The following is a 15,639-nucleotide window of genomic DNA, read 5'->3' on the forward strand; positions in this document are numbered from 1 at the left end:
CGTGCGTCCGGGCCCGGGACGCCGGCCCCCTCCGGCGGCGCCGATCCCTCAGGTCGCGTCCTCCGCGGCCGAACAGCAGGGGAGACACACACCAACGTGGACGGTGCGGGCCCTGCAGGACCGCAGCCGGGAGAGGTCGACGATGCAGCTGCACGCCGTGGTGGCGGCGCCCGAGGACGTGGTCCGGGCGACCGCGTTCGAGGTCGCTCCGGCCCTCGTCGCAGCGACCGTCCCCGACGTCCCCGAGCAGACCGGGGGCGGCCTGCTGTCGCGCTGGCGACGTCGGCCCGTCGAGCAGCCGGGTCCGGTGGCGTCGTTCGTCGCCGCCACACCGGAGTCGGTGTTCGTGAAGATCGCCAAGTTCGGCAACGTGACCGCCGACGTCGCGGCCGACCTGAGGTCCGACCTCGAGGCGGCGGCCGCCGAGTGGCGCGCTCCCGTGCTCCGCGTCAGCAAGGTCGTGGTCGCCGAGGCCGCGCCGTACGACGTCACGGCCGAGCTCGAGGGCGACGTCGACGCGCTGCGTGACATCTACCGCAACGTCATCGAGGTCGCGGCCCTGCACCGCTTCTACCTCGACCGCCGCAGCTTCCGCCCCGAGGTGGTCCTCGGCCGGCTCGACGTTCCGGACGGCGAGGTGCTGCCCGACGCGGTGGCCGGCCTCGAGGTCCCCCACGTCGGTCCCTGGTGGACGGCCCCGCACCTCACCCTGCTCCGCGCGTCCTTCTCCGGTGGCGCGGGCTTCGCCGAGGTCGCCCGCATCGGCCTCGACGACGACGCCGGCGAGGCCGAGATCCGCATCCTGGCCTGACCGCGGCCGCTTGACCGGCCCGCCGGGCGCGGGTCAGGGTGCGCGCATGCCCTCGACGCCTGCGCCGTTCGACCTCACCGGACGGGTCGCCTGGGTGACCGGCGCGGGAGCGCCGGACGGGATCGGCTTCGCCACGGCCGCGCTGCTCGGCGAGCTGGGCGCGGCCGTCGCCGTGGGCGCCACCACCGACCGGGCGCACCACCGCGCCGAGGAGCTGGCGGCCCGGGGCGTCCGCGCGGTCGGCGTGGTCGCCGACCTGGCCGACGAGGCGGCGGTCGCCGAGGCGCACGCCCGCGTCGTGCGGGAGCTCGGCGCGCCGACCGTGCTGGTCAACAACGCGGGCATGACGAGCACCAGCGCGCCCGCCGTCGACGTGGCAGCGAGTGGGGGCGCGGAGTCCGGCACGCCGGAGGAGCTCACCTACCCGCAGTGGCGGGCCGCGCTCGCCCGCAACCTCGACACCGCCTTCCTGGCCACGCGCGCGGCCCTGCCCGCCATGCGCGAGGGGCGGTGGGGGCGGGTGGTGATGGTCGCCTCGGTGACCGGCCCGGTGATGGCGATGCGCGGCGAGGCGGCCTACGCCGCGGCCAAGGCCGGCATGGTCGGGCTGGCCCGCGCGACCGCCGTCGACCACGGCCGCGACGGCATCACCGCCAACGCGGTCGCCCCCGGGTGGATCGCCACCGGCAGCCAGACCGACGACGAGGTGCGCCAGGGCCGCCGCACCCCGCTCGGCCGCAGCGCGAGGCCCGAGGAGGTGGCGGCTGCCGTCGCGTTCCTCTGCTCACCCGGCGCGTCCTACGTCACGGGCCAGTGCCTCGTCGTCGACGGGGGCAACGGCGTCGCCGAGGAACGGGCCTGAGCCGATAACCGCGTGACGTGCGCCGCGAGGGGTGCCTAGCCTGCCCCCATGGCTGCCCGGCTGCACGCCCTCGTCGTCCGCTCGACCGCGCCCGAGGCGGCCGCCCGCTTCTGGGCCGACCTGCTGGGGCGCGAGCGCGACGGCACGTGGGTGCCGCCCGGCGACTCCCCGCTCGGGCTCCGGTTCGAGGCCACCGACGCACCGCGGCAGGGCCCCAACCCGTTCCACGTGCACCTGACCAGCAACGACCGCACCCAGGCCGAGACCGTGGAGCGAGCGCTCGCCCTCGGCGCGATCCACCTCGACGTCGGCCAGCTGCCCGACGAGCCGCACGTCGTCCTCGCGGACCCGGGCGGCGACGAGCTGTGCGTCATCCCCGAGGGCAACCGCTGGCTGGCCGGCACCGGGTTCCTCGGCGAGCTCGCCGCCGACGGCACCCGCGACCTCGGCGTGTTCTGGAGCCGCGCACTCGGCTGGCCGCTGGTCCACGACGAGGACGGCGAGACCGCGATCTCACCGCCCGGCGGCGGGTTCACGATCGCCTGGGGCGGCGAGCCGCTCAACGCCAAGCACCGCCCCGACCGGACGTACCTCGAGCTCGAGGTCGACGACCTCGACGCCGACGTCGAGGACCTCGTCGCCCTCGGCGCGAGCGTCGTACGCCGCCGTGCCGGTGAGGTCCAGCTCGCCGACCCGGACGGCAACGAGGTGCGGGTGCGCGTCGGGGGGCAGGCCTAGCGCTGCAGCTCGACGGCCTCGGGGGTGTGCAGGCGCACCATGAAGCGACCGGTGTGGGCGGGCACCGTGCCCCGGGTGGCCCGGGAGACCACGATCATCGCCAGCACCGAGGCCGGCACCGACCAGGCGGCGGGCTGGCCGAGGAGGGCCGCGAGCCAGGTGTCGGCGGGAGGCGCGGCGAGGGTCCAGGCGACGGCGGTGCCGGAGCCGAGCCCGCCGACGAGCAGGCCGGTCACCGCCCCGGCGGGCGTCAGCCCGCGCCACCAGATGCCGAGCATCAGCAGCGGGGCGAAGGTGGAGGCCGTCACCGCGAAGGCCAGGCCGACGGTGCGGGCGAGCGCGACGTCCTGCGCCGGGAGCGATGCCAGCAGCGGCACGACGACCGCGAGGGCGGCCGCGACGCGGAAGGCCGCGACGCCGCCGAGGCGGAAGGACCCCCACCGCCGACCGGTGACGTCCTGCGACAGCACGCCCGCGACCGCGATCGTCAGCCCCGAGCTCGTCGACAGGAAGGCCGCGAACGCCCCCGCGGTCACCAGCCCGGTCAGCACCGCGCCGAGCGGGCCGCCGACCACGAGGCTCGGGAGCTCGAGCACCAGGACGTCGGAGCCGGCCGCCACGAGGTCGGGCGCGTAGACCCGGCCGAGGGCGGCGTAGACCGGCGGCAGCACGTAGAAGATGCCGAGCAGCACGAGCACGGCGAGCGTGGTGCGGCGGGCCGCGCGGCCGTCGGGGTTGGTGTAGAACCGCACGACCACGTGCGGCAGGCCCATCGTGCCGAGGAACGTGGCGATGATGAGCGAGTACGTCGTGTAGAGCCCGATGCCGCCGCCGGGGGAGGCCAGCGGCACCGACCACGACGTCGGCGCCGAGGCCGTCGGGTCCGCCGCGCCGTCGGAGGCCCAGACCGCGAGCAGCACGAAGACCGGCACCAGCAGGGCGGTGAGCTTGAGCCAGAACTGGAACGCCTGCACGAAGGTGATCGACCGCATCCCGCCCGGGCTCACCGAGGCCAGCACCACCAGCGCGACCACCAGCGAGCCCGCCCACGGCGGCGCGCCGATCGTGGCGCGCAGCGTCACCCCGGCTCCCTGGAACTGCGGCAGCAGGTAGAGCCAGCCGATGCCGACGACCAGCACCGAGCAGAGGGTGCGGACGGTGCGCGAGCCGAGCCGCGCCTCCGCGAAGTCGGGCAGCGTGTAGGCCCCCGACCTGCGCAGCGGCGCGGCGACCAGCACGAGCAGCACGAGGTAGCCCGCGGTCCAGCCGATCGGGTACCAGAGCATCTCCGCGCCGAAGGTGAGCAGCAGCCCGGCGACGCCGAGGAAGGACGCTGCCGACAGGTACTCCCCGCCGATCGCGCTCGCGTTGAGCCGCGGCCGCACGGTGCGGGAGGCGACGAAGAAGTCGCTGGTGGTGCGGGAGATCCGCAGGCCCCACGTGCCGATGGCGAGGGTGGCCAGCGAGACGAGCACGACCGCGACCACGCCGGGCACGACGTCGGTGCCCACGTCTCAGTCCTCCTCGGGCAGCACGGTGCCCACCAGCTCGGCGAAGTCGCGCTCGTTGGACTCCGAGCGACGGACGTACCACCAGCCGAGCAGCACCAACCACGGGTACGCCAGCACCCCCAGCAGCACCCACGCCAGCGGCATCTGCCCGACCCGCGCCCCGTCGAGCGCCGGCACCAGGTGGAACAGCAGCGGCAGCGAGCCCAGCGTCACGCCGAGCACCAGCAGCACCCGCAGCGCGAGCGCGAGCTGCTCGCGCAGCAGCGAGCGCATGAAGACCTCGCCGAGCTCGGTCTCCGCGTCGATCTCCGAGGCCCGCCCGGTGCGTACGACGTGGGCGCGCCGGCGCGGCGGCCCGGTGACCCGCACCCGGGGCGGGGGCGGCTGGCTCACGGTCCCCTCCTCGTCAGCAGCGCGCGCAGGTCGCGCGTGTGGCGCCGGCTGACCAGCAGCTCGACGCCGCCGACCACGACGCTCACGCGCCCGGCCTCGCTGCGCACCTCCTCCACGTGGGGCAGCGCGACCAGCACCGAGCGGTGGATCCGCACGAAGCCCGCGTCGGCCCACTGCTCGGCGAGGGAGGACAGCGGGGTGCGGACGAGGTGGGAGCCCTCGGAGGTGTGGAGGCGGGCGTAGTCGCCCTGCGCCTCGACGTGGGTGATGTCGGACCGGTTGACGAAGCGGGTCACGCCGCCTCGCTCGACCGGGATCTGCACGTCGCCCGACGGCGCCGGGCCGCCGGCCTCGACCACACGGCGCACGGCCTCGGCGAGGCGCTCCTCGCGGACCGGCTTGAGGACGTAGTCGACCGCGCGCAGCTCGAACGCGGCCACCGCGTGCTCCTCGTGCGCGGTGACGAAGACGACGGGCGGGGGAGTGCGGAAGCGGGAGAGGACCTGGGCCAGGTCGAGGCCGGTGAGCCCGGGCATCTGGATGTCGAGGAAGACCGCGTCGACCTCCTCGGCCTGGAGCACCCGCAGCGCCTCCGTGGCGGAGTCGGTGCCGCGCACCTCGCCGATGCGCGGGTCGCGGCCGAGCAGGAAGGTGAGCTCGTCGAGCGCGGGGCGCTCGTCGTCGATGGCGAGGACTCTCAATGGGCTCATCTCGGGGTCCCTGTGCGGGCCGCAGCGGAGCGAGGACTCGCATGGGGTGTTTTCATACCTGCACTCCGGGGGCGAACTTCGGCACCCGGACGACCACCTTGGTGCCGGCGCCGGGTGCGGTCTCGACGACCAGACCGTAGTCGTCGCCGTAGGCGTTGCGCAGCCGCGCGTCGACGTTGCCGAGCCCGACCGAGTCCATCGACGCGTCACCGGCCAGGGCCCGGCGGACCCGCTCGGGGTCCTCGCCGGTGCCGTCGTCCTCGACCTCGATCACGCACTCCTGACCGACGTCGCGCGCGGTGATCGAGAGCCGCCCGACGCCGTCGTCCTTGTCGGCGCTGGCCTCGAGGCCGTGGCGCACCGCGTTCTCCACCAGCGGCTGGATGCAGAGGAACGGCACGGCCACGGGCAGCACCTCGGGCGCCACCTGCAGGGTCACCTGCAGCCGGTCGCCGAAGCGGGCCTGCTCGAGCAGGAGGTAGCGCTCCACCGAGCGCAGCTCCTCGGCCAGCGTCGTGTAGTCGCCGTGGCGGCGGAAGGAGTAGCGGGTGAAGTCGGCGAACTCGAGCAGCAGCTCGCGCGCCCGGTCGGGGTCGGTGCGCACGAAGCTGGCGATGGCGCCGAGCGAGTTGTAGATGAAGTGGGGGCTGATCTGCGCCCGCAGCGCGCGCACCTCGGCCTCCATCAGCCGGGTGCGCGAGGCGTCGAGCTCGGCGAGCTCGAGCTGTCCGCTGACCCACGAGGCCACCTCGTCGGCCGCCCGCACGAGCCCGCCGGTGGTGTGCGGCGCCCCCACGACCAGCGCCCCGACGAGCGTGTCCTCGACGACCAAGGGGCTGACCACCGCCTGCCGCACCTGGCAGCCACCGTCGTCGCAGCGCAGCGTCCGCTCGTCGACGATCATCGTGCGCCCGGTCTCCGCGACCTGCGCGATCGTGGCCGGGAGCTGGCTGCGGTGGTGGCTGCCGAGCCCGTCCCAGGCCAGCAGCCCGCTGGTGTCGCCGAGACCCGCGGCCGGGGTGTCGAGCAGCGCCCGCAGGTGCCGGACGCTGCGCTCGGCGCTGGCGACGGTCAGGCCCTCGCGCAGCGCCGGGCTGGCCAGCGAGGCGTGGTGCAGCGTGCGGAACGCGGCCCGGTCGGCCTCGCCGCCCAGCGACGTACGCCGCCACCTCCACCTCGCCACGCACCAGACCCTAGGTGCCGCAGGGGCTCAGCGCTCGCAGCCCCGCTCGCGCTCGGCGACGCAGCGGTCGCGACCGGTCGACCCGTCGGCGGCGTCGTTGCCGGCACCCCCGACCAGGGTGTCGTCGCCGGTCCGGCCGGCGAGGGAGTCGCGCCCGCCGTCGCCGCGGACGTGGTCGCGGCCCTCGCCGCCGTCCAGGGCGTCCTGGCCGTCGCCACCGCGGATCCGGTCCGGGCCGCCGCGACCCTCGATGGTGTCGTTGCCGCCGTCGCCGGAGAGGCGGTCGCCCGCCTGGCCGCCGCGGAGGCGGTCGGCACCGGGGCCGCCCACCATCGTGGTACGGGCGCGGCAGTCGAAGACGTAGGACTCGAAGAAGCTGTCGTAGACGTTGAGAAGCCGGTCGCGGCCGCGACCGCCGACCAGGTCGCCCACGCACCCGGAGAAGGCGAGGTTGTTGCCGCGGGCGTCCCCGACCATCGACACCCAGGGCACGTAGAACGTGGCGTCCTGGATGCCCGCCACGGTGCTGCGCTGGCCGTCGATCGCGAAGGTGCCCTGCTCGAGGTCGAGGTCCATCGACCCCGACCGGTTGGCCGCGGTGAGCGTGTTGCGCCCGATGCCGCCGTCGATCCGGCTGCCCGGTGCGATGGTCGCGGGCTCGACGACGATCGCGTCCTGCCCGGCTCCGGTCTCGATGTCCAGCGTGGGCGTGCCCCCCGCGGGGCTGACGTCGACCGTGTCGTTGCCCGGGGTGCCGCGGTAGGTCACCCGGCTCGTGCCGGCGGTGAGGGCGACGGTCTCGACGCCCGTGGCCCGCCCGGTGCCGGCCGGCGTGGTGAAGGTGCCTGCCGCCATGTCGAGGGTGATGTCGCTGTCGCCGGCGTCGAGGTACATCCGGTCCACGCCGTCGCCGGCGTCGAACGAGGCTTCCGCGCCCACCTGCACCGATCCCAGCGAGACGCCGTCGTCACCGAGCCCGAGGGAGACGACGTCGCGGTTGACGGTGCCGGCCGACCCGGTGTGCACGAAGTCGCCGGCCTCGCCCGTGTCGACGGTGTCCCGGTCGGTGTCGGGCCCCGGCGCCGTGGACCCGCCGGGCTGCGTGGTGCGCTCGCCGGCGAACACGGTCTCGTCGGACCGCCCGCCGGCGAACACGTCGGCCCCGGAGCCCAGGACCACCGTGACGTAGTAGCCGGGCGTGAGGGCGGTGGCGTCGACGACGTCGTCGCCGCTGCCCGCATCGATGCTCAGCAGGTTCGCGTTGCCCGGTCCGCCGCTCACGCAGACGAGGTCGTCGCCGCCGAGCGCGTCGACGACGCCCGCCGGTCCCGTCACGATGACGTCACGCCCTGCCGTACCGGTGACGGTCGTCCCGGTGCCCACGATGGTCGCCGCCTCCCCGCGGCAGGTCTCGCCGGCGGCGCTCGCCGTCGCGGGCGTGAGCAGCGCCACGCCCAGCAGCGCTGCAGTCGTCAGTGGCGTCGTGCGGCGCACGGGTCCCCCAGGTGGTCGGTCAGCGGAAGTCGATGAGCAGCATGTCGGCGTCGGTGCCGTCGCTCACGACAGGTCCCCCCTGTGACGGCGCGTCGCCCTCGGAAGTTGTCGACTCGTCCCTGTCGACGACGACCGCGCGGTAGCAGCGCGTCACGTAGGGGATCCGCATCCCGTCCATGCCGCGGCCGTAGTCGTCGTAGAAGGCCAGCACCTCGGCGAGGTGGTCCTCGCGCTCCGCCGGGTCCATGACGGCGAAGCTGGAGCGGGAGCGCGCCATGTCGATGATCGACTCGCGGTCGATCTCCTGCCAGTGCTTGAACGTCGCCTCCTCGACGAAGCCGAAGAGGTCGCTGTGCACGACGTGCTCCGACGACGAGGTGTCGAGGTCCTGGCGGCCCAGCAGGTCGCCCATCCGTCGCACCCACGGGATCCGCTCGTCGCGGCTGTTCCACACGAGCGCGAGGTGGCCGCCCGGCTTCAGCACGCGCGCGATCTCGGGGAGCGCGCGCTCGGGGTCGAACCAGTGGAACGCCTGCGCCACGACCACCACGTCGACCGAGCGGTCGTTGGCGGGGATCTCCTCGGCCGTCGCCGGCTTGGCGCTCACCTCCGGGACCCGCTCGCGCAGCACGGCGAGCATCTGCTCGTCGGGCTCGGTCGCGAAGACCGCGTGGCCCTGGTCGACGAGCTCGCGGGTGAGCTTGCCCGTGCCGGCGGCGAGCTCGAGCACGACCTTCGCCTCGCCGCCGACCAGCCACGCGGCCGCCTCGGCGGGGTACGTCGGCCGGCCCCGGTCGTACGCCTCGGCGACGGCGCCGAACGACCGGGCGCGGTCGGTGGTGGCTGGGGTCTCGGGGTGCTGGTCGCTCATCGGGGTCAGGCTACCGACGTCGCCGCGCCCCCCACGTCAGCGCCGGCGCTCGCAGCCGGAGACCCGCTCGCCGCTGCACGTGTCGCGGCCGCTCGCGCCGACGACGCGGTCGCGGCCGGACCCGCCGAGCAGCGTGTCGTCACCGCGACCTCCCCAGAGCCGGTCGTCGCCGGCGCCGCCCAGCAGCACGTCGCTGCCCGCGTGCTGCGCGACGAGGCTGTCGTCGCCCGCGCCGCCCACCATGCGCACCCGGGTGCGCGAGGAGCAGTCGACCTCGTCCACCAGGCTCGGGTAGCCGTAGACGGTGAACAGCTTGTCGGCGCCGCCGCGGCCGTCCACGGCCGTGCGGCACGCCACGACCTCCACCCGGTTGGCCCGGCCGTCGCCCCGCACGTCCACCGAGCGCGCGGCCGCCCACACGTCCTCAAAGCCCCGCGCCGCGAGGTCGCCCGCGCGGTGCCGGGCGAGGTCGACCCGCAGCCGGCCGGTCGACTCGGCAGCGAGCCGGTCGTGGCCGACGCCCCCGTCGACCGCGCTGCCCGGTGCTGCCGCGGTGGTGGTCCGCAGCACGTCGTCACCGTCGCCCAGGGAGACGTCGAGGCGCACGGCCGGCGAGAGGTCGCGCAGCGCCACGTCGTCGCGGCCCGCGGTGCCGACGACCCCGACACGCGTGGTCGCCGCGCTCGCCACGAGGTCGAACGTCGTGAAGCCGGTGAAGCGCAGCGTGCCGCCACCTGCTGACGTCAGGGTGCCAGCGGCCAGGTCGGCGTCGACCTCGCCCCCGGGGAGCTGCGTCCACAGCTGGCCGTCGCCGTCGGAGCCGAGCGCGGTGGACGTGGTCGGCACCCCGGACCACAGCACCTCGGCGCCAGCCGACACCCGGACGACGTCCGCGTTGGCCACGCCGGGCTGCCCCGTGGTGACGCTCGGCGCGAAGTCGCCGGGCGACGCGGGCTCCACGTCGACGGCGTCACCCTCGGCGTCGACCTGGGTGCCGGACGGGGTCGGCTCGCCGGTGTCGACGTGGGACGCGCGTCCGGAGAACGTGTCGCTGCCCGAGCCGAGGCCCACCACGATGGTGCCCGTGGGCAGCCCCTCGCTCGACACGACGTCGTTGCCCGCCCCCGCAAGCACGCTCACCGACAGCGGGGTCGTGGACGACCCGCTGGTGGCCTGCCCACCCGGGCCGGCGGTGACGCAGACCAGGTCGTCGCCGGCGCCGGTCGCGACCTGCGCCGCGCCGTTGGTCACCACGACGTCCCGGCCGTCGGTCCCGGTGATGGTCGAGTCGAGGCTGCCGACCGCCGTGGCGGCCTGCCCCTGGCAGGTCTCACCCGCCGCCGTGGCGGTGGTGGGCGCCGCGAGCAGGACGCCCGCGATCAGGACGCTTGCAGCGGCCACGGACGTACGCATGTGTCTCCCCCTGACGGAGGGGCCGGCTGCCGCGCTCCGGGCGCCATCCTCGACATCCACGACGCGCCCGGTCAATGGTGCCCGCCCCACCGTCGAGGAGGTCCGACGCGGAGCCGGTGGCCCTACGCTGCCCGCGTGAGCTCGTTCGACCGCCTCGACGCGGCGCCGGTGCAGGACACCGTCGCCCGCCTGGAGTCCCGCGTGCGGGCGCGGTTCCCCGACCGTGGTCTCCTCGCGGTCGTCGGCGAGCTGGGGGTGCTGACGGCCGACGTGGCCGCCGGGTCCGCCACGGTGCGGGTGCGGCTGCGGTGGGTGCGACTGGCGTCCCGCCTGGCCGCGGCCGTCGTGCTGCTGGCGAGCGTCGTGGTCTTCGTGCTCGCGTCCCGCGACGCGGTGAGCGCCGGCCCCGACCGGTCGTTCGAGTGGGTGCCGCTGATCGAGTCGACGATCAACGACCTCGTGTTCGCCGGCCTGGCCCTGTGGTTCCTCTACGCGCTGCCGCAGCGGCTCGAGCGCGGCCACCTGCTCGACCTCCTCCACCGGCTCCGTTCGCTGGCGCACATCGTCGACATGCACCAGCTGACCAAGGACCCCGAGCGGTTGCGCCCCGACTTCGTCCGGACCGGTGCGTCGGTGCGCTCGGACCTCACGCGCAGCGAGATGGAGCACTACCTCGACTACTGCTCGGAGACGCTGTCGCTCATCGGCAAGGTCGCCGCGCTCTGCGCGGAGGAGTCGCGCGACGCGCTGGTGCTGACGACCGTCAGCGACCTCGAGATGCTCACCACCGGCATGTCGCGCAAGATCTGGCAGAAGATCTCGCTGCTGCCCCGGCTACCGTCCTCCCCATGACCGACCCGCTCGCCTGGCTCACCGACCTCGAGGGCGTCCGCTCGGCCTACGCGGGCACCCGCGACGGGATCGACGTGATGCTGCGCGACCGCGGCCTGCGTCGTACGTCGCCCGAGACGACCGCCGAGTCGCTGCTGCGCGGCGCGCACGCGAGCGCGGTCCTCGAGGGCTCGGCCTCCACGCTGGAGGAGGTCCGCGCCGGCGAGGGTGACGAGATCGCGACCGACGCCGTGCGGCTCTCGGCCTCGATGCTCGCGCTCGCGCCGCTGCTCAAGACCGCACCGCTGCAGGCGATCGCCCGGCTGCACGCCGTCGTCGGTGCCTCGTCGCTTCCCGAGGACCAGCTCGGGCGCCCGCGCGACGCCGCGTCGGCCGACCGCCTGCGCGGGGTCGCGGAGCTGCTGTTGTCCGGCACCGGGGCGCCGGCCCTGCTCGTCGCCGCGGTGGCGCACGCCGACGTCGCGACGGCCGCACCCTTCGCCTCCCACAACGGCATCGTGGCCCGGGCGCTGGAGCGGCTCGTGCTGGTCGCCCGCGGGGTCGACGCCAAGTCGCTGCTGGTGCCCGAGTCCGGGCACCTGGCCCACCGGGCGGCCTACGAGTCCAACCTGCGCGCGTACAGCAGCGGCGGGCCGTCAGGCGTGCACGCGTGGGCGCTCTACGGCGCCGAGGCGTTCTCGGCGGGCGCGGAGGCCTCGCCGCTGCGGGGCTGAGCGACAGGCGTGGAGACGGCGTGCGAACGGCACCCGTTCACGTGGACCGGGTGCCGTCGCTGACACGTGTAGGCCATGGCTACCAAGCGTGCTGTCGCAATCGCTGCCTCGGGCAAGTCCCGAGTGGCCAGCACCCCATCGGATGGGTGGATCGCCGCGTGGGTACCCGGCACACGTGCTGCTCTGTGGAGTTCTTCCTCCAGTTGTAGCCCGCCCGCGGGGCACCTTCAAGCCTTGACTTTGCCGAGCGCCGGTGGGTCGCCGGTGGGTCGCGCTCAGGCCTCGTGCCCGCGCCTGCGGCGGTTGGCCCACACCACGCCGCCGGCTGCGACGGCGCCCCCGACGGCCAGTGCGGCGAGCGTCGGCCGGGCCGCAGGCACCGGGATCCGGCGTCGCAGCGCGACCGGGCGCACGAAGCTGAGGACCGGCCAGTCGTGGGCCACGGCGATGCGGCGCAGCTCCTTGTCGGGGTTGACCGCGAAGGGGTGGCCCACGACCTGCAGCATGTGCACGTCGGTGACCGAGTCGCTGTAGGCGTAGCACTGCGACAGGTCGTAACCGACCTGCTCGGCGAGCTGCTCGATCGCCCGCGCCTTCTCCTCGGCGTAGGCGTAGTAGTCGATGTTGCCGGTGTAGCGGCCGTCGGCGATCTCCATCCGCGTCGCGATCACGCGGTCGACGCCGAGCATCTCGCCGATCGGCTCGACCACCTCGACGCCGCTGGCCGAGACGATGACGACGTCGCGGCCGGCCGCGCGGTGCTCCTCGAAGAGGGTGACCGCCTCGTCGTAGACCAGGGGCTCGACGATGGTGGTGAGGGTCTCGTGGACGATGTCGCGGACCGTGGCGACGTCCCAGCCGGCGCACAGCTGCGACATGAACTTGCGCATCTTGTCCATCTGGTCGTGGTCGGCGCCGCCGGTGAAGAAGACGAACTGGGCGTACGCCGAGCGCAGCATCGCGCGCCGTGAGATGAGCCCGCCCGCCTGGAACTCGCGGCTGAAGGCCAGCGTGCTCGACTTGGCGATGATCGTCTTGTCGAGGTCGAAGAAGGCCGCGGTGGGGCGGGTCATGCCGCCATCGTAGGCGCGCGGCGAGGGCCGGCAGGCCCGGATCGCGGACCACCTTCCGTCCACAGGGTGCCGTCATGGGCGCTCCTCCACATGCGACGGCAGCGACAGGTGCCGGGCGTCGGTGCCGGCGGTGAGGGTCGCTGCCATGGCCGTCCTCCTGCTCACCTCGTCCGCCGCCGTCCACGACTCCGTCGTCCCGCTGTGCGCCGCCGCCGGCGTCGAGGCCTCGGTGTGCCGTGAGCCGGTCCTCGCGCTCGCCGCCTGGGGCGCTGCCGAGCTCGTGCTGGTCGGCGACGACCTCGCCGCGGCCGTGGCCGAGCTCGGTCCCGCGCGCCGCGAGGGGGTCCACGTCGTCGGAGCGGCGCCCCCCGATGCCGCCTTCCGGGCCGCCGTGCGGCTGGGGGCGGGGTCCGTCCTCGACCTGGCGGTGGGTCCCGGCGCGCTCGTCGGGCTGCTGTCCGACCTCGGCGAGCAGGGTGCGCCCGGCCGCGTCGTCGGCGTGGTCGGCGGGGCGGGCGGCAGCGGCAGCACCACCCTGGCGTGCGCGCTCGCGCAGTGGTACGCCGCCCGCAGCCCGTCGCTCCTCGTCGACGCCGACCCGCTCGGCCCCGGGCTCGACCGGCTCGTCGGCATCGAGGACGCCCCCGGCGTGCGGTGGGAGGCGCTCGAGGACACCGCCGGACGCCTCGGTGCGCGCGAGCTCCGCGAGGGCGTGCCGCGCCGCGACCACCTCGGCGTGCTGACGTGGTCGGGCCTGCGCCGCCGGCTCGACCTGCCCACGGTGCGCCGGGTGCTGCCCGCCGCCGCGCGTGGGCACGCGCTCGTGGTGGTCGACCTGGCCCGCCAGTCGGCGGTGCTGGGCGAGCTCGCCGACCGCTGCGACGACCTGCTGGTGGTGACGCCGGCGACGGTGCAGGGACTGGCGGCCACCGCGCGCCTCGTCACCGACCTCGGGCGCCGCGACCGCGCGGGGCTGGTGGTACGTCCCGGAGGACTGTCCGACGCCGACGCCGAGCAGGTCACCGGCCTGCCGGTGGTGGCGGTGCTCGGTGACCAGCGCGGCGTCGCCGGAGCCGTCGACCGCGGTCACGGGCCGCTCACCGCCCGCGGGCCGCTGGCCCGGGTCGCCCGCGACCTGCTCGGGCGCCGGCTCGCGGAGGCGGCGTGAGCGCCCCGGTGCCGGCCGCGGTCGTCGACGACGTACGCCGCCGGCTGGCGGCGGGCCCGGGTGAGCTGACGCCCCACCGCGTCGCCGAGGCGCTGCGGGCGTCGGGGGCACCGGTCGGTGACGCGACCGTCCTCGCGGTGCACGACCTGCTGCGGCGCGACGTGCTGGGTGCGGGCCCGCTCGAGGAGCTGGTGCGGCTGCCTGGCGTGACCGACGTGCTGGTCAACGGGCCCGACGAGGTCTGGATCGACCGCGGGCGCGGCCTCGAACGGTCAGCGGTCGGCTTCCCCGACGACGCCGCGGTGCGCCGCCTCGCCCAGCGGCTCGCCGCCTCCGCCGGAAGGCGGCTCGACGACGCCTCGCCCCACGCCGACGTCCGCCTCGCCGACGGCACCCGCTTCCACGCGGTGCTGGCTCCGGTGGCCCGCGGCGGGACGGCCCTGTCCCTGCGGGTGCCGCGCGGCCGGGTCTGGACGCTGCCCGAGCTGGTCGCGGAGGGTGCGCTGCCGCCCGAGGGCGCCTTCCTGCTGGAGGAGGTCGTCGACGCGCGATGCGCCTTCCTCGTCACCGGCGGCACCGGCACCGGCAAGACCTCGGTCCTCTCGGCCCTGCTCTCGCTCGTCGACCACGGCGAACGCATCGTGCTCGTCGAGGACGCGAGCGAGCTGCGCCCCGACCACCCGCACGTCGTCGCGCTGGAGGGCCGTCCGCCCAACATCGAGGGGGCCGGGGAGATCACCCTCCAGACCCTCGTGCGCCAGGCCCTGCGGATGCGGCCCGACCGCCTGGTGGTGGGGGAGGTGCGCGGCGCCGAGGTCGTCGACCTGCTCGCCGCGCTCAACACCGGCCACGGTGGCGGGTGCGGGACCCTCCACGCCAACTCCGCGGCCGACGTCCCTGCGCGGGTCGAGGCGCTGGCGCTGGCGGCGGGGCTCCCGCGCGAGGCCGCCCACAGCCAGCTCGCGGCGGCGCTCGACGTGGTCGTCCACCTGGGCCGCGGCCGCGACGGGAGGCGCCGGGTGCTCGAGCTCGCGGTGCCCGAGCGCGGTCCCGACGGCCTCGTGGTGATGCGTGCCGCGGCCCGGCTCGAGACCGACCGCGTGGTGCCCGGGCCCGGGTCGGAGGCACTCGCCGAGCGACTCGGCTCGGTGGCGTGGTGAGCGCTGTGGTGGCCGCTGTGGTCGCCGCTGTGCTGCTGGGAGCGGCCGTCGTGGTGCTGCTCCCGGCACGACCGACGCTGCCCCCGGTCGCACGGCCTCGGCGCGGCCGGTCGCGGGCACGGTCGTCACGTCGCGGGGCCGCCGCCGACCGCGCCGCGGTGCTGGAGGTCTGCGACGTGCTCGCCGCGGAGCTCGCCGCCGGCCTTCCCCCGGCGACCGCCCTCGCCACTGCGCAGGAGCGCTGGGAACCCCTCTCCGTCGTGGTGGAGGCGAGCCGCCTGGGAGCCGACGTCCCCGAGGCGCTCCGGGCGCTGGCCCGGCAGCGGCCGGGGTCCGACGACCTCGTCCGGGTGGCCGGTGCGTGGCAGGTCGCCCAGCAGTCGGGCCACGGGTTGGGCGCCGCGCTCGAGCGCACCGCGACCGGCCTGCGGGCGCGCCGTCGCACCCGTCGCCTCGTCGACTCCGAGCTCGCCTCCGCCCGGGCCACGGCACGGCTGGTGGCCTGCCTGCCCGTCGCGGTGCTGGTGATGGGGTCGGGTGCGGGGTCCGACCCGTGGGCCTTCCTCCTGCGCGAACCGGTCGGGTGGGGCTGCCTGGTGCTCGGTGTCGGGCTGGTCGGCCTCGGCCTGTGGTGGATCGAGCGCCTCGCCGACCGGGTCGTGGCGCCGTGACCTGGCTGTGCGTCGG

General features: G+C 75.6%; 16 protein-coding genes. 8 read left to right on the forward strand and 8 right to left on the reverse strand.

Annotated features, from left to right (window positions below; genetic code table 11):
• Positions 1-142 precede the first annotated feature (142 nt).
• Genes ACFFJG_RS11905 through ACFFJG_RS11915 form a run of 3 tightly spaced genes read left to right on the forward strand, consistent with a single transcriptional unit; the run spans position 143 to position 2,411 of the window.
• A complete protein-coding gene (locus ACFFJG_RS11905; protein ID WP_378518942.1) occupies positions 143-811 on the forward strand; it encodes a 2'-5' RNA ligase family protein in 669 nt (222 codons plus the stop codon).
• Between the two features lie 46 nt (positions 812-857).
• Positions 858-1,673 carry an SDR family NAD(P)-dependent oxidoreductase gene (locus ACFFJG_RS11910; RefSeq protein WP_378518943.1) on the forward strand — a complete coding sequence of 272 codons (816 nt, stop codon included), beginning with the start codon at positions 858-860 and terminating at the stop codon, positions 1,671-1,673.
• A gap of 48 nt (positions 1,674-1,721) precedes the next feature.
• Positions 1,722-2,411, forward strand: coding sequence for a VOC family protein (locus ACFFJG_RS11915; RefSeq protein WP_378518944.1), 690 nt, complete (start codon positions 1,722-1,724; stop codon positions 2,409-2,411).
• Here the strand turns inward: ACFFJG_RS11915 and ACFFJG_RS11920 are convergent.
• The 7 genes from ACFFJG_RS11920 to ACFFJG_RS11950 are packed head-to-tail and all read right to left on the reverse strand — an operon-like array spanning position 2,408 to position 9,986.
• The gene (locus ACFFJG_RS11920) at positions 2,408-3,922 is read right to left on the reverse strand and encodes a sodium/solute symporter (RefSeq protein WP_378518945.1); all 1,515 of its coding nucleotides are present in this window, start codon (positions 3,920-3,922) and stop codon (positions 2,408-2,410) included. The genes ACFFJG_RS11915 and ACFFJG_RS11920 overlap by 4 nt on opposite strands.
• A gap of 3 nt (positions 3,923-3,925) precedes the next feature.
• Complete coding sequence (locus ACFFJG_RS11925) at positions 3,926-4,315, reverse strand: hypothetical protein (RefSeq protein ID WP_378518946.1); 390 nt, start codon at positions 4,313-4,315, stop codon at positions 3,926-3,928.
• Complete coding sequence (locus ACFFJG_RS11930; RefSeq protein WP_378518947.1) at positions 4,312-5,025, reverse strand: LytR/AlgR family response regulator transcription factor; 714 nt, start codon at positions 5,023-5,025, stop codon at positions 4,312-4,314. The genes ACFFJG_RS11925 and ACFFJG_RS11930 overlap by 4 nt, the downstream gene beginning before the upstream one ends.
• Before the next feature lie 52 nt (positions 5,026-5,077).
• Positions 5,078-6,208, reverse strand: a complete 1,131-nt coding sequence (locus ACFFJG_RS11935; RefSeq protein ID WP_378518948.1) for a sensor histidine kinase — start codon at positions 6,206-6,208, stop codon at positions 5,078-5,080.
• 27 nt (positions 6,209-6,235) lie between these two features.
• Positions 6,236-7,702, reverse strand: coding sequence for a calcium-binding protein (locus ACFFJG_RS11940; RefSeq protein WP_378518949.1), 1,467 nt, complete (start codon positions 7,700-7,702; stop codon positions 6,236-6,238).
• 19 nt (positions 7,703-7,721) lie between these two features.
• Positions 7,722-8,573: a class I SAM-dependent methyltransferase gene (locus ACFFJG_RS11945; protein WP_378518950.1), complete on the reverse strand. Its 852-nt coding sequence runs from the start codon at positions 8,571-8,573 to the stop codon at positions 7,722-7,724.
• 36 nt (positions 8,574-8,609) lie between these two features.
• Positions 8,610-9,986 carry a calcium-binding protein gene (locus ACFFJG_RS11950; RefSeq protein ID WP_378518951.1) on the reverse strand — a complete coding sequence of 459 codons (1,377 nt, stop codon included), beginning with the start codon at positions 9,984-9,986 and terminating at the stop codon, positions 8,610-8,612.
• Positions 9,987-10,121: 135 nt separating this feature from the next.
• Between ACFFJG_RS11950 and ACFFJG_RS11955 the strand changes: the two genes are divergently transcribed.
• Positions 10,122-10,838, forward strand: a complete 717-nt coding sequence (locus ACFFJG_RS11955) for a hypothetical protein (protein ID WP_378518952.1) — start codon at positions 10,122-10,124, stop codon at positions 10,836-10,838.
• Positions 10,835-11,551: a Fic family protein gene (locus ACFFJG_RS11960; protein WP_378518953.1), complete on the forward strand. Its 717-nt coding sequence runs from the start codon at positions 10,835-10,837 to the stop codon at positions 11,549-11,551. Before ACFFJG_RS11955 ends, ACFFJG_RS11960 begins: the two co-directional genes overlap by 4 nt.
• A 275-nt stretch (positions 11,552-11,826) precedes the next feature.
• On the opposite strand, the gene ACFFJG_RS11965 is transcribed toward ACFFJG_RS11960, so the two are convergent.
• Positions 11,827-12,624, reverse strand: a complete 798-nt coding sequence (locus tag ACFFJG_RS11965) for an HAD family hydrolase (RefSeq protein ID WP_378518954.1) — start codon at positions 12,622-12,624, stop codon at positions 11,827-11,829.
• A 145-nt stretch (positions 12,625-12,769) separates the two neighbouring features.
• On the opposite strand from ACFFJG_RS11965, the gene ssd reads away from it, so the two are divergent.
• From ssd to ACFFJG_RS11980, 3 genes are read left to right on the forward strand one after another with little or no spacing between them, the layout of a single operon-like run.
• Positions 12,770-13,792: a septum site-determining protein Ssd gene (gene ssd / locus ACFFJG_RS11970; RefSeq protein ID WP_378518955.1), complete on the forward strand. Its 1,023-nt coding sequence runs from the start codon at positions 12,770-12,772 to the stop codon at positions 13,790-13,792.
• Positions 13,789-14,952, forward strand: coding sequence for a TadA family conjugal transfer-associated ATPase (locus ACFFJG_RS11975; protein WP_378518956.1), 1,164 nt, complete (start codon positions 13,789-13,791; stop codon positions 14,950-14,952). Before ssd ends, ACFFJG_RS11975 begins: the two co-directional genes overlap by 4 nt.
• On the forward strand, positions 14,949-15,623 hold the full coding sequence (locus ACFFJG_RS11980; RefSeq protein ID WP_378518957.1) for a type II secretion system F family protein: 675 nt from the start codon (positions 14,949-14,951) through the stop codon (positions 15,621-15,623). The genes ACFFJG_RS11975 and ACFFJG_RS11980 overlap by 4 nt, the downstream gene beginning before the upstream one ends.
• The last annotated feature ends 16 nt before the right edge of the window (positions 15,624-15,639 follow it).

It is taken from the genome of Nocardioides zeicaulis (genome assembly GCF_042432345.1).
Taxonomy (GTDB): Bacteria; Actinomycetota; Actinomycetes; order Propionibacteriales; family Nocardioidaceae; genus Nocardioides; species Nocardioides zeicaulis.

What these genes read in the sequence shown, in the direction of transcription:
- ACFFJG_RS11905 (WP_378518942.1), top strand. Translation starts at nt 143, where the DNA reads ATGCAGCTGCACGCCGTGGTGGCGGCGCCCGAGGACGTGGTCCGGGCG.
- ACFFJG_RS11910 (WP_378518943.1), top strand. Translation starts at nt 858, where the DNA reads ATGCCCTCGACGCCTGCGCCGTTCGACCTCACCGGACGGGTCGCCTGG.
- ACFFJG_RS11915 (WP_378518944.1), top strand. Translation starts at nt 1,722, where the DNA reads ATGGCTGCCCGGCTGCACGCCCTCGTCGTCCGCTCGACCGCGCCCGAG.
- ACFFJG_RS11930 (WP_378518947.1), bottom strand. Translation starts at nt 5,025, where the DNA reads ATGAGCCCATTGAGAGTCCTCGCCATCGACGACGAGCGCCCCGCGCTC.
- ACFFJG_RS11945 (WP_378518950.1), bottom strand. Translation starts at nt 8,573, where the DNA reads ATGAGCGACCAGCACCCCGAGACCCCAGCCACCACCGACCGCGCCCGG.
- ACFFJG_RS11950 (WP_378518951.1), bottom strand. Translation starts at nt 9,986, where the DNA reads ATGCGTACGTCCGTGGCCGCTGCAAGCGTCCTGATCGCGGGCGTCCTG.
- ACFFJG_RS11960 (WP_378518953.1), top strand. Translation starts at nt 10,835, where the DNA reads ATGACCGACCCGCTCGCCTGGCTCACCGACCTCGAGGGCGTCCGCTCG.
- ACFFJG_RS11965 (WP_378518954.1), bottom strand. Translation starts at nt 12,624, where the DNA reads ATGACCCGCCCCACCGCGGCCTTCTTCGACCTCGACAAGACGATCATC.
- ssd (WP_378518955.1), top strand. Translation starts at nt 12,770, where the DNA reads ATGGCCGTCCTCCTGCTCACCTCGTCCGCCGCCGTCCACGACTCCGTC.